Origin of the sequence: Cohnella xylanilytica, assembly GCF_014212175.1 — a bacterium.
Classification (GTDB): domain Bacteria; phylum Bacillota; class Bacilli; order Paenibacillales; family Paenibacillaceae; genus Cohnella; species Cohnella xylanilytica.
This window is the reverse complement of sequence record NZ_JACJVR010000044.1, coordinates 17449-35850: the sequence shown is the minus strand read 5'-3', so window position 1 is coordinate 35850 and position 18402 is coordinate 17449. Positions and strand designations below refer to the sequence as shown.

Here is an 18402-nt window from a genome sequence, read left to right as displayed (position 1 = left end):
TTACAATTTCATGTTGCTGCTATGTCCCGGAGACAGCTTGGCTTCGGGATCGACGTAGACCTTGGCGTTGTTGATGGCGGTCGGAGCTTCCCCGAACCCGACGGCGATCAGCTTCAGCTTGCCGGGATACGTCGTGATGTCCCCCGCCGCGAAGATGCCCGCGATGTTCGTCTCCATCCGCGTGTCGACGACGATCGACCCGCCCTCGATGGCCAGTCCCCATTCCCCGATCGGGCCGAGGGAGCTGACGAAGCCGAAGTTGACGATGACTTCGTCGACGTCCAGCGTCGTCTCGGCCTTCGTCTTCACGTCCGTCAGGGTGACGCGTTCGATCCGTTCCTCGCCGTGCAAGGCCGTAATCTCGGTCGGCACGACGACGTTCACCTTGGACTGCTTGAGCAGTTCGACGCTATGCTCGTGGGCCCGGAATTTGTCCCGCCGGTGGACGAGCGTGACCTGCTCGGCGATGGGCTCCAGCATGAGCGACCAATCGAGCGCCGAATCCCCGCCGCCGGAGATCAGAACTCTCTTGCCGCGGAACCGCTCCAGATCGCTGACGAAATAATGAAGGTTCGTCTTCTCGAACTTCGCCGCTTCCGGAAGCTCGAGCCTGCGGGGCTCGAACGCGCCGACTCCCGCCGTGATGATGACCGCCTTGGCGTAGTGGGTCGCCTTGTCCGTCACGATCTCGAACGAACGCTCCTCCAGCTTGCGAACCGAACGAACCTTCTCCTCCAGCCGCACGTCCGTCGAGAACAGCTCCATCTGCTTCTTGAGGTTGTCGACGAGCTCCTGGGCTTTGACCTTCGGGAAGCCCGCCACGTCGTAGATATATTTCTCCGGATACAGGGCGGCGAGTTGTCCGCCCAATTGGGGCATGCTCTCGATCAGAGTCACCTTCATCTGTCTCATGCCGCCGTAGAAGGCGGCGAACATGCCGGCCGGTCCTCCGCCGATGATGGCGACGTCCGCCGCCGCCGCTGGCTGGTTGCTCATGCGTTGCACCTCCGTCTATACGTTGCCGGCGCTCGGGCCGGTTGTTTTCGCCAATCTTTTCTTATTATAAGCTTGCGGTTCGGGCAACGGAATACCTGTCGCGGAAATGTCGAAAACTGTGAAAAGAATAGGGGCTTTCCTCCAGTCAATTTTGTGGAGATGTCCAAACAATTTCGTAAGTAATGAATCTTGAAAATGCCAAGGAAAGCCTATATGATTCAAGATGTATGGCAATCGGATGCACAGGTGTCGGAGCGCTATTGTGTCTTTTTTCACAAATATAGACATATAACACAACCTCGGATTGGATGGGATCAACCATGAGCAGCATTCCAAAAATCGTGATATTGGGCGCGGGATACGCGGGTGTCCTGACCTCCCTTCGTCTGCAAAAAGAGTTGAATTATAACGAAGCGGACGTAACCTTGGTGAACAAGCACGATTATCATTATATAACGACGCATCTCCATATGCCGGCGGCGGGTACCGACCATCCGGACAACGCCCGGGTGAACATCTCCAAGCTGATCGACGAATTCAAGATCGACTTCGTCAAGTCGACCGTCGTGCAGATCCGCCCGCAGGACCGCAAGGTCATCCTCGAGGACGGAACGCTCTCCTACGACTACCTGGTCATCGGCCTGGGCGGCGAATCGGAGACGTTCGGCATTCCGGGTCTCGCCGACAACGCGTTCACGATCCGAAGCATCAACTCGGTCCGTCTGATCCGCGAACATATCGAATATCAATTCGCCCGCTACAAGCGCGAGCCTCACCGCACCGACTATCTGACGTTCGTCGTCGGCGGGGCGGGCTTCACGGGCATCGAATTCATCGGCGAGCTGGCCGACCGCGTCCCCGACCTGTGCAAGCAGTTCGACGTGGAGCCGTCCCTCGTCAAGATCATCAACATCGAAGCGGCTCCGACCGCTCTGCCGGGCTTCGACCCGGAGCTGGTCGAATACGCGATGCAAGTTCTGCAGAAGAAGGGCGTCACGTTCCGCATCGGCACCGCGATCAAGGAATGCACGCCGGACGGCGTCATCGTCGGGGACGGCGAAGAGATCAAGTCCCAGACCGTCATCTGGACGGGCGGGGTGCGCGGCAACCGCCTGATCGAGGAAGCCGGCTTCGAGACGATGCGCGGACGGGTGAAGGTGGACGAGTTCTTACGCGCTCCGGGGCATGAGAACATCTACGTTCTGGGCGACAACTCGCTTATGTTCAACGAGGAAGGACGCCCCTATCCGCCGACGGCCCAGATCGCGATGCAGCAGGGCGTCAACTGCGCCCACAACCTCGTCGCTTCGATCCGCAACCAGTCGCCGAAGCCGTTCGTGTTCAGCAACAAGGGAACGGTGGCGTCGCTCGGCAAGGGAGAAGCGATCGGCATCGCCTTCGGCAAGAAGTACAAAGGCCGCGTCGCCGCTTGGCTGAAGAAGCTGATCGACCTGCGCTACCTGTTCATCATCGGCGGCATTCCGCTCGTGCTGCGCAAGGGCAAGTTCCTCTAATGCGGCATTGCAGCGTGCAGGTTAGAGGGCTTCTGACACGGGACGAACTCGACCGCTACAACGCGCTGATGGAAGTCGGAAGCTATCTGGAGTCGCAGAAGCGCTACGATCTGTCCGCGATCGTGCAAGCCGAGGTGGACCTGCTTATCCAGCCGGGCATCGAGAGGCTGAAGGAGAAGGGACGCCAGCGGGACCGGATGACGCAGGAGTATCTCGAGGAGCTGCGCCGGGCCGAATGGGAAGCGCAGATGAAGCGGATGGACGAGGACGAGGATTAAGCGAGGCAGGCTCGAATCGAATGAAGATAACGGGTGCGGCGGAGGCCGCGCCCGTTTTTTAATGTTCGGCGGGGCGCGGCGGAGCGCAAAACGATAAAACCTTCCTTCCGCCGGAACGAGCGCGCTCGAACCGTCCGGGAGAAAGGTTTCCTTTGCTCACCCTTAACCTTATTTAAGCAGCTCGGACAGACCGTCGCGCGTCAGCCGGATGCCGACGTAGAACGCTCCGAACTCGCCGTACCGCGCGCTCACCTCGTCGAAGCGCATCTCGTACACGAGCTTCTTGAATTGCAGCGAATCGTCCGAGAACAGCGTGACGCCCCATTCCCAATCGTCGAATCCGACCGAGCCGCTGATGATCTGCTTCACCTTGCCGGCGTAGCTGCGGCCGATCATGCCGTGGCTGCGCATCATCGCCTTGCGCTCTTCCATCGGAAGCATGTACCAGTTGTCGCCGAGCAGCCTTCTCTTGTTCATCGGGTAGAAGCAAATATGGTTCGTCTTCGGCAGAATCGGCTTCAGCCTCGCGGCGATCTCCGGCACCTGCATCGGGTCGACGCCGGGCTGCCCCATGTAGTTGCTCAGTTCCACGACGCTGACGTACGAGTACGCGGGCTTCGCGAACCGGGCGAACGCCGAGCGGTTGAACTTGTTCTCCACCGCGTTCAGCTCCTGCAGCGTCTCCCGCAGATGCATGAACACGAGATCGGCCTTCTGGCCTACGATCGAATAGAGAGCGAGGCTCCCTTCCTTGCGGCCTTCGACCTCTTCCCATTCGTTCACCAGTGCGAACAAGTCGCGGCGAGCCGCCTCCCTCTCCTCGGGAGTCGCGTCGTTCCAGGCCGTCCAATCGATCGTGCGAAAATCGTGAAGGACGTACCAGCCGTCCAAAGTTTGCGCTGCTTCGCTCATGATTCGTCTCGTCTCCTCGCCATGTATGCTTGTCTTTCTCGACATTTGCTTCCTATATTGTAGCGGAATCGGCCCCCTCGGGGCAAACGAGCATTCGAAGATTGACTCGGGCCGCAACGATTTGTAAACTGGAAAAGGAAACATTGTCGGGAGGAAGTCCACCATGAGAGAGATTATTCAAGAGATCGTCGGTACCGTCCTGTTCTTCGTGCTCTTCTTCGGGATCGGCTTCATTCTGAATATGCTAATCAAGACGACCTGGATGCCCACGTGGCTGTACGTCATCATCGTGCTGCCGCTCGGCGTCTGGTACTTCTGGAAGCCGGACCTGAGCCTGTTCTCGTTCCTCGGCGTATTCCTGCTGCCGTTCGCGGCGGGCATCGGCGGGGCGCTCACGAGCGGGTGGGCGATCAAGTCCTTGCGCAAGAACGGCTATCGAATGTTCTGACTTGGGAGGCCGGGAAGGCGGGGAAGCGGAATGAACGACCGGGAATGGCGGAAGATGGCGAAGTTCGCTCTCGTGGGCGCGATGAACACGGGCGTGGATTTCGCCGTTTTTGCGGCGTTGGTATACGGGCTGGAGGCCAAGGCGATCGCGGCGCAGCCCGTCTCTTATTTATGCGGGTTCCTGAACAGCTACTTGTGGAACCGGAGCTGGACGTTCAAGTCCGGCAAGCGGGCGAGCGCGTCGGAGCTGATCCGGTTCGGCGCCGTGAACCTGCTGTCGTTCGCGCTGGCGACCGCGGTCCTGCTCGGGCTGGAGCAGGGCCTCGGATGGAACGCGCTGGCGGGCAAAGCGGCTTCGATTCTGGCGTCGCTGGCGGCCAACTACGCCGGCAGCCGGCTGTGGGTGTTCCGGGAAGCGGGGGAGAGAGGCGAGCGGTCCCCGGATTCGGAAGCGGTATGAAATCGAGAGCGGGCAGGGAAGGCTAACCGGAGATACACAGCGATCCGGAGGGGATACCCGTGCCACTGCTCCACGTGAACGGCATCGAGCTTCATTATCACTTGCAGGGAAAAGGAACGGCTCTCGTCTTCATCCATCCTCCGACGATGGGGAGCCGGGTGTTCACGTATATGAGCAACGATCTGTCCCAGGACTATCGAACGCTGCTGTTCGACTTCCGAGGCCACGGGAGGAGCGCCTCCTCTTCGGCCGCCATTACGATCCCGCTGCTCGTCGAGGATACATGCAGGCTGATGGATGCGCTGGACATCCGATCGGCCTATTTGTGCGCGTATTCGATGGGGACGATGGTCGCTCTGGAAGCGCTGCTGACGCATCCCGACCGCTTCCTCGGGGCGGCGCTGCTGGCCGGCCTGCCCGAAGCGAGCGGGAAGGCGATCCGCTTCCTGGCCAGGGCGGGAATGGTCGCCTCCTCTCTGCGCGCCAAGGGCCTCGTCGCCTTCTCCGACAGCTGGGTTCACGCGGACAGCCCCGAGACGTTCCATCGGCTGCGGGCCGAGTCCGCCTCGGGAGACCCGGCCAAGTGGAGGGAATACATCGCCGCCGGGCTCTCCTATTCCGCGACGGACAGGCTAAAACGCATTCGCCGGCCGGTGCTGCTCCTCTACGGGCAGAAGGATCGTTACTTCCTTCCGTACTCGCGGGTGCTGCAGGAGAGATTGGCCAAAGTCTCGACCGCTTGGATTCCGGACGCTTGGCACACGCTTCCGATTCATTCCGCCGACTCGTGCTCCCGGTTCGTGCGGGGCTGGCTTCGCGCCCAGGGAGCCTCGGAGAAGATGACCGAGGCCGAGGAAGCTTACCGAGCCGAGGCGATTCCCGATCCGGGCGAGTTCGGGTACGGGGACCCGCTTCAGCCGTAACCGTTATAGGGAAGCGGAGAGCAGCCCGTTGAACCGCTCCAGGAACCGGGCGTCCTCTTCGCCGAACCGGCCCTTGAGCGGACTGTCGACGTCGAGAACGCCGACGAGCTCCCCTTGGGCGGAGAGCAGCGGGACGACGATCTCCGAATTCGATGCGGCGTCGCAGGCGATATGGCCGGGGAATTCGTGCACGTCCGGGACGACGATCGTCTCCCTTCGGAGAGCGGACGCGCCGCAGACGCCGCGCCCGAGCGGAATGCGGACGCAGGCGGGCAAGCCTTGGAACGGGCCGAGCACAAGCTCTTCGCCTTCGAGCAGGTAGAAGCCGACCCAGTTGATGTCGCGAAGGTACGTATTGAGCAGGGCCGATGCGTTGGCCAGGTTGGCGATGCGGTTCGTCTCGCCATCGAGCAGCGCGCGAAGCTGGTCGAGCAGCAGCCGTTCGTTCTCGATGCGGCTGCCGGAATAAGACGGGCGGGTGAAGGACATGGGATGCACCTCTCCTAACGTTGGATTCATGGATGCAAAAAAGAAGTTGACGGCGAAGACGATCGGCTGTTAATATCAATATAAATCCTATAGACATTATCGGAATAAATCAAGTCGGCCGATCAGACCACTGAAGGCGCCTTCCGGACGCGATTCTTCGCGCGCGGAGGCGCCTTTTTTGCCGCATTCGCCGGATGTCGAGACGGCCGCGGGCTCCGCGATGCCGCCAGGCCGCGCTTGAGACGCGCTTGAGATCGCGCTTGAGGCCGCCACTATAGGATAAACCAATCGGAGGCTGATGACCATGTCCGAAGAGAGACAACTTCAACCCGAGACGCTCGCCGTGCACGCCGGCCAGCAGATCGATCCTGCGACGCTGTCCCGCGCCGTGCCGATCTACCAGACGACTTCCTACGGCTTCCGCGACACCGAGCACGCGGCCAATCTGTTCGCGCTCAAGGAGTTCGGCAATATCTACACCCGCGTCATGAACCCGACCTCGGACGTGTTCGAGCAGCGCGTCGCCGCGCTGGAAGGCGGAGTCGGCGCGCTGGCCACCGCTTCGGGGCAAGCGGCGATCAGCTACGCGATCCTGAACATCGCCGGAAGCGGGGACGAGATCGTATCCGCGACGAGCCTGTACGGAGGCACGTACAATCTGTTCTCGACGACGCTGCCGAAGCTGGGCATCACGGTCCGCTTCGTCGATCCGAGCGACCCGGAGAACTTCCGCAAGGCGATCAACGGCAAGACGAAGGCCCTCTACGCCGAGACGATCGGCAACCCGAAGGGCGACGTGCTCGACGTCGAAGCGGTCGCCGCCATCGCCCACGAGAACGGCATCCCGCTCATCGTCGACAACACGTTCCCGAGTCCGTATCTGCTGCGCCCGATCGACTTCGGCGCCGACATCGTCGTCCACTCCGCGACGAAGTTCATCGGCGGCCACGGCACGTCGATCGGCGGCGTCATCGTGGACGGGGGCAAGTTCGACTGGACCGCGAACGACAAGTTCCCCGGCTTGACGCAGCCGGACCCGAGCTACCACGGCGTCGTCTACACCGAGGCGGTCGGACCGCTCGCCTACATTATCAAAGCCCGCGTGCAGCTGCTCCGCGATCTCGGCGCGGCGATCTCTCCTTTTAACTCGTTCCTGCTGCTGCAAGGTCTGGAGACGCTGCACCTTCGGCTGGAGCGGCACAGCCAGAACGCTCTCGCGGTCGCGAAGTTCCTGCGAGATCACCCGGCCGTCGAATGGGTCAACTACGCGGGGCTGGAGGATCATCCGTCCTACAAGCTCGCGCAGAAATACTTGCCGAAAGGACAGGGCGCGATTCTCACGTTCGGCATCAAGGGCGGGGCCGAAGCGGGCAAGAAGCTGATCCATTCGGTGAAGCTGTTCTCGCATCTGGCCAACGTCGGCGATTCCAAGTCGCTTATTATCCATCCGGCCAGCACGACGCACCAGCAGCTGTCCGAAGCCGAGCAGGAAGCGACCGGCGTATCTCCCGGGCTCATCCGGCTCTCCGTCGGCACGGAAGCGATCGCGGACATCGTGTACGACCTGGAGCAAGCCCTGGACGCCAGCCAGCAATCCTAATCTATCAACCTCTCAAGGGACTCCGTTCGCGGGGTCTCTTTTCCTGTCCAGATATGCCCCGCTTTGTGCTACAATATAGAGATCATTCTATGGAAAAGAGTTGTCGAGTTCCCCATGCGAGTGTCGAATCGATTGGAATTCACGGAGAATCACCGTTACGTGGCCTACCGCGACTTCGCGCTGAGCGGGCTCGAACGCCATCTTCTCAGCCGGCTCTATCAGCCGATGGTCGGAGCCTTCGCCGTCGGCCTCTATTTGACGCTCTATCATCATCTGCCGGACGACCGGACGGGCTATTCGGCTCCCGAGCCGCAGCGCAAGCTGTTCCTCGGACTCGACCTGGAGATGAACCCCTCCGGTCGCCAAGGGCTGATCGACCAGTTCTCCAAGCTGGAGGCGGTCGGCCTGCTGCAGTCGTTCCGCCAGCACGACCCGGCCACGGAGGAGACGCTGTACGAGTACGTGCTGCTCCGGCCGCTGACTCCGGGGGAGTTCTTCGCGAATCTCCATCTGTCGCTGCTGCTAAGGGACAAGATCGGGAAGATGGCCCTGCTCGAGCTGCGCGAGGAGCTGTCGCCCGCCAAGCCCGTCGGCTTGGCTAGGTTCATGAACCGGGAGGAAGTGACGGTTCCGTTCTACGAGCTGTTCCGGCTGAGTCCGGGACCGGTCGATCCGGAGCTGGAAGCAGCTCTGTCCGAGAGCGCCACGGCGCTCGAAGCGACGGCGGCCGGGCCGAGGACGCCCGAGCGGATCCGCCATAGCGAGATGCTGCTGCGCTTCCCGCGCGGGTCGGCGAACCGCGCTTACGTGGAGAGGCTGCACCGCCAGCCGGAGACGATGGCGCAGTTGAATTATTTGGCCTACAAATACGAGCTGGAGGTTCCGGAGATCTGCCGTCTGCTGGACGAGGACGGCATCTTCGAGGCCGATGGGACGCTGCGGTGGGAGGAGCTTCAGACCCGGGCCAACCTCGTGTACCGGCAGGAGCGGAAGCGGGACGAGCAGCGGGAACGCTTCCTGTCGCGGTTGGAGTCGTCTTCGGGGGAGGCGCCGGAGCCGGAGGAACGAGAGTACGAATCCGCCGCCTCGGACGCGGCCCTGCGCCCGGGTTCGGCGTCGCTGCCGCTTCTGGACATCCCGGAACGGTTCGGGGCGAAGGTGTCGATCGAAGGCTACAACCAGATGCTGCGGCGGGAGCCCTATACGCGGATGCTGGCCCGGTATTTTCCCGGGGCGGTTCCGGACGCTTTCGTCCGGATTTTCGAGCGGATCGACTTGAACTACAAGCTGCCGGAGCCCGTCATCAACGTGCTCATCCATTACGTGCTCGGCATGGACCACGCCCAGCGGCTGACGAAGAGCTTCATCGACTCGATCGCCTCCAACATGCTCGCCAAGGGCATCGATTCGTTCGAGAAGGCGATCGTGTACGTGCGCGAGCAGCGGAAGCTGAACGAGACGCTGGAGCGGCGCCGGCGGGGCGAGGACGACGGCGTATCCGGCGGCGCTTCGGCGCGGGGACAAGCTTCGTCGCGCGGACGGAAGGGCGGATCGGGCGGCGGAAGCCGGAAGCCGGCGATGCCGGTCGTCGGCGACCGCGGGCCGGCGCAGGAGCTGTCCGCGGAGGAGCGGGAGAGAATGCGTGAGCTGGCGCGGAAGCTGAAGGATAAAGGGTAATTTCCGAGATAGCCGAGGGGGAGGCAGTCCCCTTCATTCGATAAGCCTGATTACGGGAGGGAAGAGACATGGAATCGTTGGGAGAAGCGCTTCGGAGCTGGCAGCAGACGGCGGGCATGCGGGACGCCGCGAAGCTGGCGGAGAGAGTGCTCGGGGATCCGCTCGTGCGCAAGCTGCGCGAGCGCTATCCGGAGGTCACGGACCGCACGCTGCGGATCAATCTGAACAAGCTGTACCAGATGACGGTCGAGTATCGCAACTGCAAGGAATGCCCGGGACTGGAGCGGTGCCCGAACGACATGCAGGGACACTCCACCCGCATCACTTGCGAAGAGACGAACGGCGAATGGCAGCTGTTCGACATGAAGACTCCGTGCTCGAAGTGGACGGTTCACGAGCAGCGCGAGATGATTCGCCGCCGGATCACGAGCTATTACGCCGACGTCGATCTGACGGACGAGCCGTACGACGAAGAGCAGATGCTGGACATGGACCCGGAGCGGGAATGGGCCGTGAACCGCGTCATGGAATACGTCGCCGAGACGCGCGCCAACGGACTCGGCAAACGCGGCCTGTACCTGATGGGCAGCTTCGGCACGGGCAAAACCTACATGGCCGCTTACTTGCTGCATAAGCTGGCCAGAGAGGGCTTCTCCGGCGTCATCGTCTACATGCCGGAGTTCGTGGAAGACGCGAAGGCGCTTATGATGGAGCCGCAGAAGCTGAAGGAGACGCTCACGCTCATGAAGGAGTGCGATCTGCTCGTGTTCGACGACATCGGGGCGGAGAATTTAAGCCCTTGGGTGCGGGACCACGTGCTGGGCGCGATCCTGAACTATCGCATGAACCGCAAGCCGACTTTTTACACGTCCAACCACGATCTGGAATCGCTCGAGAAGCACTTCAGCTTCACGCACAAGGAAGGCGAAGAGCTGCACAAGGGCCAGCGGCTGATGGACCGCATCCGCCCGTTCGTCGACATCGTCCACGTGAGGGGCCGGAACCAGCGCGGCGGGGACGTGCTGAGCGGGTAACCCGGGTGCGGCGCGGAGCCGACGAATGCCGCCGCGTGATAAGGAAGAGGCGATTTTGTGCGGCATCATGCCTGTTCGCGCCCTGTCGGAGGCTTCGCTGCAACCTCCAAAATGGAGGTTGCAGAGGCGCCGCGAGACGGAGGCTGCGCTGTAACCGCCAAAATGGAGGTTACGGAGGCGCCGAAACACCAACATGGGATCGGGTGCTGCAACGGAAGAAACGTTAGTTAGAATGAGCCGGGTGCGGGAATTGGGTGCTGTAACGGAAGAATCGTTAGTTAGGCGCCACACTCCCTCTGAAGCTATGTTCATATATAGAAAACTCCAATCACGCGCCGGATCAGGTGCGACATTGGAGTTTTTTTGCGATGAACGCACACCCAGTCTGGCCGCTCCCCGTCTAAAACAAAACGAACCTCTCGCCGCAAGCTATCCTCCTGCCAGCCATCCTTCCCGCAGTCTAGCGCATCTTACACCCGCTCTAGCAACCGTTTCCCGCCGCCATAGCACCCCCTCCCGACCGTCCACTTATCAACTTTTTTTATAAGATTATTTATCGGAACTTATTGACAGTAAGCCTATCCGCCTGCTATGATTTCCCCAATACCAACTATACGGGTAGGAATTATCATTTTAAACGACCGGTTCACCGGAGAAGGGGTGTTGGAATCATGAAGGTTATCAAGTCTTCCCGATTGCTTCTCGTTGCGGCTTTGGCGGTGGGGGTTCTGTCCGCTTGCGGCTCCAACGGCAACAACAGTTCGAACGGTTCGGCCTCGCCGGACGGCTCCCCGTCGCCGAGCTCGAGCGCAAGCTCCAGCCCGAGCGCCAGCGCGAGCGAGCCGACGAAGAAGCCGGAGTCGGTGGAGCTGCTGAACGTCTCCTACGACCCGACGCGCGAGCTGTACGTCGCCTTCAACAAGAGCTTCGCCGACTACTGGAAGAAGGAGACCGGGCAGACGGTCAAGATCAATCAATCGCACGGCGGTTCCGGAGCGCAGAGCCGCAAGGTGCTGGACGGCCTCGAAGCCGACGTGGTCACGCTGGCGCTCGCTTACGACATCGACGCCCTGGCCGAGAAGGGGCTGCTCAAGACCGACTGGCAGAAGTCGTTCGAATCGAACAGTTCTCCCTACACGTCGACGATCGTCTTCCTCGTCCGCAAGGGCAACCCGAAGGGCATCAAGGACTGGAACGATCTGATCAAGGACGGCGTGCAAGTCATCACCCCGAACCCGAAGACGTCCGGCGGGGCCCGCTGGAACTACCTCGCGGCGTGGGGCTACGCCTCCAAGCAGGACGGCGGGGACGAAGCGAAGACGAAGGAATTCATGAAGAAGCTGTTCAACAACGTGCCGGTGCTCGATTCCGGCGCCCGCGGCGCGACGACGACGTTCGTCGAACGGAAGATCGGCGACGTGCTGCTCGCGTGGGAGAACGAAGCTTACCTCGCCAAGAAGGAGTACGGGGACGACTTCGAGATCGTGACGCCGTCGCTGAGCATTCTCGCGGAGCCTCCGGTCGCCGTCGTCGACAAGGTCGTCGACAAGAAGGGCACGCGCGAGGTCGCCGAAGCCTATCTGAAGTACCTGTACACGCCGGAGGGCCAAGAGATCGCCGCCCAGAACTTCTACCGTCCGCGCCTTCAGGAAGTGGCGGATAAGTACAAGGACCAATTCCCTCAGCTCAACCTGCTGACCATCGACCAAGACTTCGGCGGCTGGAAGGAAGCCCAGCAGAAGCACTTCGCCGACGGCGGCACGTTCGACGAGATTTATACCAAGGGTTCTTGATCGAATCCGTAGAGGGATGGGCGAGACATGGCTGCGAACCGCAAACGCAAAAGCGCTCTGCCGGGCTTCCGGTTCACAATGGGCTTCACGGTGTTGTACCTTAGCTTGATCGTGTTGATTCCGCTGGCGGGACTGGTCGTCAAGACGGCCGGTCTCACCCTCCCCCAGTTCTGGGATACGGTGACGAGCCAGCGGGTGCTCGCCTCTTACCGGGTGAGCCTGCTGACGGCGTTCTTCGCCGCCCTGGTCAACGTCGCGTTCGGACTGATCGTCGCCTGGGTGCTGGTGAGATATCGGTTTCCGGGGAAAAAAATCGTCGACGGCCTCGTCGACATCCCGTTCGCCCTGCCGACGGCCGTGGCCGGCATCGCGCTCACGTCGATCTACGCGCCGAACGGCTGGATCGGCAAGCTGCTCGATCCGCTCGGCATCAAGGTCGCTTACACGCCGCTCGGCATTACCGTCGCGCTGATCTTCATCGGCGTCCCGTTCGTCGTCCGAACGGTGCAGCCGGTGCTTCAGGAGCTGGAGAACGAGATGGAGGAATCGGCCGCGCTTCTCGGCGCTTACCGATGGCGGACGTTCCGCAAGGTGCTGCTGCCCGAACTCGTTCCGCCGCTCATCACCGGATTCGCCCTGGCATTCGCCCGGGGGATCGGGGAGTACGGCTCGGTCGTGTTCATCTCCGGGAACATGCCGCTGAAGACGGAGATTACGCCGCTGCTGATCATTACCAAGCTCGAACAGTACGAATACAGCCAAGCGACCGCCATCGCCTTGGTGCTGCTGCTCATCTCGTTCGCGCTGCTTCTCGTCATCAACACGCTGCAGCGGTGGACCAATCGCCGCCTGCGCTCGGCCTAAGGAGGAGGAAGCCCTATGGCTGGAGCCGTTACGACCGTCACGACTTTATCGAACGAAGCGCGTCCGAAGCACCTGACCGAGCCGAGGCCGGTCCGCTACCTTCTGATCGCCGTCGCCCTGCTGTTCATCGGGATCGTCGTCGTTCTTCCGATGCTTACCGTATTGCTCGAGGCCTTCCGCAAAGGCTGGAGCGCCTACATCGAAGCGCTCAAGGACCCCGACGCGATGGCCGCCCTTCGGCTGACGCTCATCACCGCGCTGATCGCCGTCCCGTTGAACACGATCTTCGGCGTCGCGGCCGCTTGGGCGATCACGAAGTTCAAGTTCCGCGGGAAGAACCTGCTCGTCACTTTGATCGACCTGCCGTTCGCCGTATCGCCGGTCATCTCCGGTCTCGTTTACATTTTGCTGTTCGGGGCCCAGGGCTTCTTCGGACCTTGGCTGATGGATCACGACATGAAGATCGTGTTCGCGACCCCGGGAATCGTGCTGGCGACGATGTTCGTCACGTTCCCGTTCGTCGCCCGAGAGCTGCTTCCGCTGATGGAAGCGCAAGGGGTCCAGGACGAAGAAGCGGCCGTCAGCCTCGGATCCAAGGGGTGGAGAACCTTCTTCAAGGTGACGCTGCCGAATATCAAATGGGGACTTCTCTACGGAATCATTCTGTGCAACGCGAGAGCCATGGGAGAATTCGGCGCCGTGTCCGTCGTCTCGGGCCATATCCGGGGCGAGACGAATACGCTGCCGCTGCATATCGAAATTCTCTATAACGAGTACCAGTACACTTCGTCGTTCGCGGTCGCCTCGCTGCTTATGCTTCTGGCCATCATTACGCTGGTGATCAAGGGATTGATCGAAGGCAAGCTGGCGCGAAGCCGGCATGGACAGTAAGGACATCCCGTAGAGACAACCGAAGCGATAAACGCTTCCGACACCATACTAGGGAGGAATGGGAGACATGGCGAAGCCGTTGGAGTTAAACGAGAGCTGGGTAGGCCGGATTACCGACGCGGTGAGCGGGCTGCAGTACGGCACCGTTCAGATCGTCGTCCACGACGGGCGAATCGTTCAGATCGAGAGGACGGAGCGACGCCGGTTCGACGAAGTGGCGGAGCGCCGGTCGCAGACGCGGGAGCATCCCGCCGGCGAAGCGGCCAGGAAGTAGATCCGGACGGAATGGGAAAAGCTGAAAGCGAAAAGAGGCAGACGGACCGCTCGCGCGGTTCCGGCTGCCTCTTCGTCTATCGCCGCCCGGAGAGCCTGGCTTCGAAGCCGTCCAGAAGAACGCCGAGACCGAAGGCGAATTCGCGGTCCCAGTCGGTCGATACGGTGTATGCCGCCAACCGGATCATATGCGGATACCGTTCGGGAGACAGAGCCCGGAATCGATCGGATTGTTCGGTCTCCAGCTCGCTCAAGGACGCCTCGTCCCCTCGGGCGCGTTCGGCGAGTCGGCGTTCCTCGTCCGCGAAGCCGAGGACGTAATTTTTGAGCATGGCGGCCAGCCAAGGGACGTCCGCATCCTCGAATCCGGCTTCGGAGAGCGTGCGGAACAGGAATTCGGCGTGCGTAAGCCGGCTCTCCCCCGAGACGAGCGTAGCGTTCATGACGGCCGCGGAATCCCGGTACCGGCCCAACGCTTCGCGGAACCGAACCGCCCACTGCCGCAGCGATTCGCGCCACGCCAGCCCTTCCTCCGGAAGCTCCGTCTCCGAACCGATCCGGTCCGCGAGCATGGCCAGCAGCTCGTCCTTGTCCTTCACGTGGTAATACAGGGCGGCGGCTTTGACCCCGAGAAGGTCGGCGATCTTGCGCATGCTGATCCCGTCCAAGCCCTCCGACTGCAGCAGGTCCAACGCCGTTCGCACGATCAGCGCTTTGTGCAGAGGCTCCGCCATCGGCCCGGCCATCTCTCCTCGAGGCGCGGCGGCGGGCGGAAGCACTTTTCTTCTGGCCATAATCTCCCTCCATCGGTTGTTGACAATTATAGCACAGCGGCGTTATTATAACAGTGTTCAATTAATTTAACAGTGTTAAAATTACCGAAAATAAAGGAGACATTCCTCATGACCGAGATGACGATCGAAGCGATTGTTCGCAAGGCAAGCAAAATCATGGACTCATCCTGGAGAACCGAATACGAGGAGAGGAGGGAAGAGCTTGAACGCATGTTCGCCGAATACGGCGATCGCGCGTACGGGGCGTGGATCCAGCGGTTCATGGTCCCCGTGTTCGCCCATTTGGCGGAAGAGGGGTATCAGGCGAAGGCGGGCTTCAACCGGTCCGACTCCGTCGAGAATTGGGGGCCGCCCGAAGAGCGGGAGCGCTGCGCCTGGTACGTCATCAAGGGGAGCGACGGAGAGCCGGTCGGATCGATGATCCTGCAGGTGTACCACTCCCACCGCTCCTTCCGCCTGCCGCGCGCGCCCCGTCTGTTCGCGCTGCCGGAGACGGACAAGGAAGCGATCGTCGCCGCCTTGTCCCGCGCCGGCACCCGCGTCCGCTGGGACCGGAAGGAGGAGCGGCTGACCGAGCTGGAGGAGAGCGGAATCGAAGCTCCCCGCTGGGAATACGCGACGGACGTCTCCCTCGGCGATTGCCTGCGCCCGGAAGACGACGCGCAGTTGCACAGCTGGTCGCTGGACGAGATGCTGTCCCATTGGGGCCGCTACGGCTGGGAGCTCGTGAACGTCGTCGCCCGCGCGGACGGACGTACGATCGCCTTCTTCAAACGTCCCGCTTAGTTCGCGGACAAACAAAACATCCCGGACCTTCTCCGAAGAGAGGATCCGGGATGATTCGCAGTCGGAATTAGGAGATCGCGAACTTGACGATAACCGCGATCGCGAACACGACGAACATGAAGCCGGCCATGCCGCCGAAGCCTACGACCAGATCGTGCAGGTCGTCGCGAGGTTCTTCGTTGATATGCTTCCGGGGATCCTGAATAACGTTCTCCATGATAGGCCTCCTGAGACGATCGTTATTCCTAGTATACCCAACTTCGCTTTTCGTTGTAAAGATCGCGTTATGACAAGTTTACGACAACTTGGCAACTTCCGGAACGGGCCGCGGCGAAATCTTCGGAATCCTCGCAACCGTTACCGTCGGCCGAAGGCTGCTTGATCGGTTATCGGAAAGAGGAACACCCATTCGCCTTCTCGCTGTGCTACAATGGAAGCATGCGCGGCTTAGGCCGCGATTTATCGGCAGAAGGAGGCGTTTGTCCCGTGGATGCTTCGCGTCCCGTCATTCATACATCCATTCATGCCTCGGAGGCTTCGGAGAACATCCGCAACAAGCTGGCGCTGCTGCCGGACAAACCGGGCTGTTACCTGATGAAGAACGCCGAAGGCACCATCATCTACGTCGGCAAGGCGAAGGTGCTCAAGAACCGGGTGCGCAGCTACTTCAACGGCAGCCATAACGGCAAGACCCAGCGTCTCGTCTCGGAGATCCGGGATTTCGAATATATCGTCACCGCGAGCAACATGGAGGCGCTCATTCTCGAGTGCAACCTGATCAAGCAGCATCACCCTCGTTACAACGTGCTGCTCAAGGACGACAAATCGTTTCCCTATCTGAAAATCACGAACGAAGCGCAGCCCCGGCTGGAGGTCACGAGGCGCGTGCTGAAGGATAAGGCGAAGTATTTCGGCCCGTACCCGAACGCGTTCGCCGCCCAGCAGACGAAGAAGCTGCTCGATCGGCTGTATCCGCTGCGCAAGTGCCGGACGCTGCCCGACAAGGTATGCCTCTATTACCACCTCGGCCAATGCCTCGCCCCGTGCGAGTTCCCCGTGCCCGCGTCCGAGAACGAGCGGATGGTGTCGGAGATCGCGCGGTTCCTGAACGGCGGCCACGGCGACATCAAGAAGGAGCTCCAGCGCAAGATGGAGGAAGCGGCCGAGGAGCTGGCGTTCGAGCGGGCGCGCGAGTACCGCGACCAGATCGTGGCGATCGAGGCGCTTATGGAGAAGCAGACGATCAACATGACCGACGCGATGGACCGCGACGTATTCGGCTACGCCGTCGACAAGGGCTGGATGTGCGTGCAGATTCTGTATATGCGGCAGGGGAAAATGATCCAGCGCCACGTGTCCGTGTTCCCCTTCTACGGAGAGCCGTACGCCGACTTCCTGACGTACGTGACGCAGTACTATAGCGACAATCCGGCGCTTCCGCGCGAGATTCTGCTTCCGGACGCGCCGGACGAAGAGGGCGCGTCCGCGGCGGCGGCCGCTGCGGAGACGGCGTTAGGAGCGGGGAGCCAAGGGGCGGCTTCGGAAGCGGCGGCCGGCCCGGCGGCGAGCGGCGCGGAAGCCTCGGAAGGCGAAGGTGCTGGCGGCTCGGAGACGGAGGCGGAGTTGGCCGCCAAGCTGGAGGCGCTGGACGAGGAGGATTCGTCCGACGCCGAGGCGGAAGCCGAGGGCCAGGAGACCGCGAAGGCCGGCAGCGAGGCGGCCGACTTCGGCGAATCGCTGCGGCGCTGGCTGCGCGTCAAGGTCACGGTGCCGAAGCGCGGCTCGAAGAGCAAGATGGTGTCGATGGCGTGCGACAACTCGAAGCGCGCGCTCGAGGAGAAGTTCCGCCTGATCGAGCGGGACCAGGACCGCAGCGTCCGCGCGGCCGAAGGGCTCGCCGAGTGGATCGGCATTCCTTCGGCGCGCCGCATCGAGGCGTTCGACAACTCGAACACGCAGGGGGCGAACCCCGTCTCGGCGATGGTCGTCTTCACCGACGGCAAGCCGGACCGCAAGGAATACCGCAAGTACAACGTCCGCACCGTGCAGGGACCGGACGATTACGAGACGATGCGGGAAGTGATCCGGCGCCGGTACGAGCGGGTGCTGAAGGAAGATTTGCCGCTGCCGGACCTGATCGTCGTGGACGGCGGCAAGGGGCAGATCGCCGCGGCCGTCGACGTGCTCGTCAACGAGCTGGGGCTCGATCTGCCGGTGTGCGGCCTCGCGAAGGACGCCAAGCACCGGACGGCCCAGCTGCTCGTCGGCGACCCGCCGGAGGAGGTGCCTCTGCCGCGCGACAGCCAGGAATTTTACCTGCTGCAGCGCATCCAGGACGAGGTGCACCGCTTCGCCATCACGTTCCACCGCGAGAAGCGGGCGAAGTCGATGGTCGCCTCGCGGCTGGACGCCATTCCCGGCATCGGCGAGAAGCGGCGGAAGCAGCTGCTGAAGCATTTCGGCTCGCTGAAGGCGATCAAGGAAGCGAGCGTCGAGGACTTCCGCGCCGTCTCCATCGGAGAAGCGCTGGCCCGACGCATCCTCGACGCGCTGAACGAGGAAGGCGAGCCCGCCAAGCCGGAGTAACCGGCTGCGGCGACATGGGTGCTGTTTGCTCAACGGATAAGTCGAACAAATCGACTTACAGGCTGCCGAGCGCGGCCTCGCAAGT

At 61.7% G+C, this 18402-nt stretch carries 19 protein-coding genes; 14 read left to right on the top strand and 5 right to left on the bottom strand.

Annotation, left to right across the window (positions count from 1 at the left end):
- Entirely contained in the window at window positions 1–996 is a 996-nt protein-coding gene (locus tag H7B90_RS11305) for an NAD(P)/FAD-dependent oxidoreductase (protein ID WP_185135980.1), read from the bottom strand.
- 320 nt (window positions 997–1316) lie between these two features.
- On the opposite strand from H7B90_RS11305, the gene H7B90_RS11300 reads away from it, so the two are divergent.
- Window positions 1317–2510: an NAD(P)/FAD-dependent oxidoreductase gene (locus H7B90_RS11300; protein ID WP_185135979.1), complete on the top strand. Its 1194-nt coding sequence runs from the start codon at window positions 1317–1319 to the stop codon at window positions 2508–2510.
- Window positions 2510–2788, top strand: coding sequence for a hypothetical protein (locus H7B90_RS11295; protein WP_185135978.1), 279 nt, complete (start codon window positions 2510–2512; stop codon window positions 2786–2788). Before H7B90_RS11300 ends, H7B90_RS11295 begins: the two co-directional genes overlap by 1 nt.
- 168 nt (window positions 2789–2956) lie before the next feature.
- On the opposite strand, the gene hemQ is transcribed toward H7B90_RS11295, so the two are convergent.
- A complete protein-coding gene (gene hemQ / locus H7B90_RS11290) occupies window positions 2957–3700 on the bottom strand; it encodes a hydrogen peroxide-dependent heme synthase (protein WP_185135977.1) in 744 nt (247 codons plus the stop codon).
- A gap of 163 nt (window positions 3701–3863) precedes the next feature.
- On the opposite strand from hemQ, the gene H7B90_RS11285 reads away from it, so the two are divergent.
- From H7B90_RS11285 to H7B90_RS11275, 3 genes are read left to right on the top strand one after another with little or no spacing between them, the layout of a single operon-like run.
- The gene (locus tag H7B90_RS11285) at window positions 3864–4148 is read left to right on the top strand and encodes a YuiB family protein (RefSeq protein ID WP_185135976.1); all 285 of its coding nucleotides are present in this window, start codon (window positions 3864–3866) and stop codon (window positions 4146–4148) included.
- Between the two features lie 30 nt (window positions 4149–4178).
- Complete coding sequence (locus tag H7B90_RS11280) at window positions 4179–4607, top strand: GtrA family protein (protein WP_185135975.1); 429 nt, start codon at window positions 4179–4181, stop codon at window positions 4605–4607.
- A gap of 59 nt (window positions 4608–4666) precedes the next feature.
- A complete protein-coding gene (locus H7B90_RS11275; protein WP_185135974.1) occupies window positions 4667–5530 on the top strand; it encodes an alpha/beta fold hydrolase in 864 nt (287 codons plus the stop codon).
- 3 nt (window positions 5531–5533) lie between these two features.
- Here the strand turns inward: H7B90_RS11275 and msrC are convergent, their stop codons facing one another.
- The gene (gene msrC, locus H7B90_RS11270; protein WP_185135973.1) at window positions 5534–6019 is read right to left on the bottom strand and encodes a free L-methionine (R)-S-oxide reductase MsrC; all 486 of its coding nucleotides are present in this window, start codon (window positions 6017–6019) and stop codon (window positions 5534–5536) included.
- Window positions 6020–6323: 304 nt separating this feature from the next.
- Here msrC and H7B90_RS11265 point away from each other — a divergent pair, with 304 nt between their 5' ends.
- The 7 genes from H7B90_RS11265 (at window position 6324) to H7B90_RS11235 (ending at window position 14152) form a co-directional block, all read left to right on the top strand.
- Window positions 6324–7619 (top strand): homocysteine synthase, encoded by a 1296-nt coding sequence (locus tag H7B90_RS11265; protein WP_185135972.1) that lies wholly within the window; start codon window positions 6324–6326, stop codon window positions 7617–7619.
- Window positions 7620–7733: 114 nt separating this feature from the next.
- Complete coding sequence (locus tag H7B90_RS11260) at window positions 7734–9296, top strand: DnaD domain protein (protein WP_185135971.1); 1563 nt, start codon at window positions 7734–7736, stop codon at window positions 9294–9296.
- 68 nt (window positions 9297–9364) lie between these two features.
- The gene (locus tag H7B90_RS11255; RefSeq protein WP_185135970.1) at window positions 9365–10330 is read left to right on the top strand and encodes an ATP-binding protein; all 966 of its coding nucleotides are present in this window, start codon (window positions 9365–9367) and stop codon (window positions 10328–10330) included.
- 671 nt (window positions 10331–11001) lie between these two features.
- Window positions 11002–12123: a sulfate ABC transporter substrate-binding protein gene (locus H7B90_RS11250; protein WP_185135969.1), complete on the top strand. Its 1122-nt coding sequence runs from the start codon at window positions 11002–11004 to the stop codon at window positions 12121–12123.
- Window positions 12124–12150: 27 nt separating this feature from the next.
- Window positions 12151–12987 (top strand): sulfate ABC transporter permease subunit CysT, encoded by an 837-nt coding sequence (cysT, locus tag H7B90_RS11245; RefSeq protein WP_185135968.1) that lies wholly within the window; start codon window positions 12151–12153, stop codon window positions 12985–12987.
- 15 nt (window positions 12988–13002) lie between these two features.
- Window positions 13003–13878, top strand: a complete 876-nt coding sequence (gene cysW, locus H7B90_RS11240) for a sulfate ABC transporter permease subunit CysW (protein WP_185135967.1) — start codon at window positions 13003–13005, stop codon at window positions 13876–13878.
- A gap of 67 nt (window positions 13879–13945) precedes the next feature.
- Window positions 13946–14152 (top strand): YezD family protein, encoded by a 207-nt coding sequence (locus H7B90_RS11235; RefSeq protein WP_185135966.1) that lies wholly within the window; start codon window positions 13946–13948, stop codon window positions 14150–14152.
- 76 nt (window positions 14153–14228) lie between these two features.
- On the opposite strand, the gene H7B90_RS11230 is transcribed toward H7B90_RS11235, so the two are convergent.
- Entirely contained in the window at window positions 14229–14945 is a 717-nt protein-coding gene (locus tag H7B90_RS11230) for a TetR/AcrR family transcriptional regulator C-terminal domain-containing protein (protein WP_185135965.1), read from the bottom strand.
- A gap of 108 nt (window positions 14946–15053) precedes the next feature.
- On the opposite strand from H7B90_RS11230, the gene H7B90_RS11225 reads away from it, so the two are divergent.
- Window positions 15054–15731 carry a DUF6022 family protein gene (locus H7B90_RS11225; protein ID WP_185135964.1) on the top strand — a complete coding sequence of 226 codons (678 nt, stop codon included), beginning with the start codon at window positions 15054–15056 and terminating at the stop codon, window positions 15729–15731.
- A gap of 67 nt (window positions 15732–15798) precedes the next feature.
- Here the strand turns inward: H7B90_RS11225 and H7B90_RS11220 are convergent, their stop codons facing one another.
- Window positions 15799–15948, bottom strand: a complete 150-nt coding sequence (locus tag H7B90_RS11220) for a YqzM family protein (RefSeq protein ID WP_185135963.1) — start codon at window positions 15946–15948, stop codon at window positions 15799–15801.
- 269 nt (window positions 15949–16217) lie between these two features.
- Here H7B90_RS11220 and uvrC point away from each other — a divergent pair, with 269 nt between their 5' ends.
- Window positions 16218–18317: an excinuclease ABC subunit UvrC gene (gene uvrC / locus H7B90_RS11215; RefSeq protein ID WP_281421275.1), complete on the top strand. Its 2100-nt coding sequence runs from the start codon at window positions 16218–16220 to the stop codon at window positions 18315–18317.
- The last annotated feature ends 85 nt before the right edge of the window (window positions 18318–18402 follow it).

Coding starts and splice junctions, on each gene's coding strand:
- H7B90_RS11305 (WP_185135980.1), bottom strand. CDS start 996: ATGAGCAACCAGCCAGCGGCGGCGGCGGACGTCGCCATCATCGGCGGA.
- H7B90_RS11300 (WP_185135979.1), top strand. CDS start 1,317: ATGAGCAGCATTCCAAAAATCGTGATATTGGGCGCGGGATACGCGGGT.
- H7B90_RS11295 (WP_185135978.1), top strand. CDS start 2,510: ATGCGGCATTGCAGCGTGCAGGTTAGAGGGCTTCTGACACGGGACGAA.
- hemQ (WP_185135977.1), bottom strand. CDS start 3,700: ATGAGCGAAGCAGCGCAAACTTTGGACGGCTGGTACGTCCTTCACGAT.
- H7B90_RS11285 (WP_185135976.1), top strand. CDS start 3,864: ATGAGAGAGATTATTCAAGAGATCGTCGGTACCGTCCTGTTCTTCGTG.
- H7B90_RS11280 (WP_185135975.1), top strand. CDS start 4,179: ATGAACGACCGGGAATGGCGGAAGATGGCGAAGTTCGCTCTCGTGGGC.
- msrC (WP_185135973.1), bottom strand. CDS start 6,019: ATGTCCTTCACCCGCCCGTCTTATTCCGGCAGCCGCATCGAGAACGAA.
- H7B90_RS11265 (WP_185135972.1), top strand. CDS start 6,324: ATGTCCGAAGAGAGACAACTTCAACCCGAGACGCTCGCCGTGCACGCC.
- H7B90_RS11260 (WP_185135971.1), top strand. CDS start 7,734: ATGCGAGTGTCGAATCGATTGGAATTCACGGAGAATCACCGTTACGTG.
- H7B90_RS11255 (WP_185135970.1), top strand. CDS start 9,365: ATGGAATCGTTGGGAGAAGCGCTTCGGAGCTGGCAGCAGACGGCGGGC.
- H7B90_RS11250 (WP_185135969.1), top strand. CDS start 11,002: ATGAAGGTTATCAAGTCTTCCCGATTGCTTCTCGTTGCGGCTTTGGCG.
- cysT (WP_185135968.1), top strand. CDS start 12,151: ATGGCTGCGAACCGCAAACGCAAAAGCGCTCTGCCGGGCTTCCGGTTC.
- cysW (WP_185135967.1), top strand. CDS start 13,003: ATGGCTGGAGCCGTTACGACCGTCACGACTTTATCGAACGAAGCGCGT.
- H7B90_RS11235 (WP_185135966.1), top strand. CDS start 13,946: ATGGCGAAGCCGTTGGAGTTAAACGAGAGCTGGGTAGGCCGGATTACC.
- H7B90_RS11230 (WP_185135965.1), bottom strand. CDS start 14,945: ATGGCCAGAAGAAAAGTGCTTCCGCCCGCCGCCGCGCCTCGAGGAGAG.
- H7B90_RS11225 (WP_185135964.1), top strand. CDS start 15,054: ATGACCGAGATGACGATCGAAGCGATTGTTCGCAAGGCAAGCAAAATC.
- H7B90_RS11220 (WP_185135963.1), bottom strand. CDS start 15,948: ATGGAGAACGTTATTCAGGATCCCCGGAAGCATATCAACGAAGAACCT.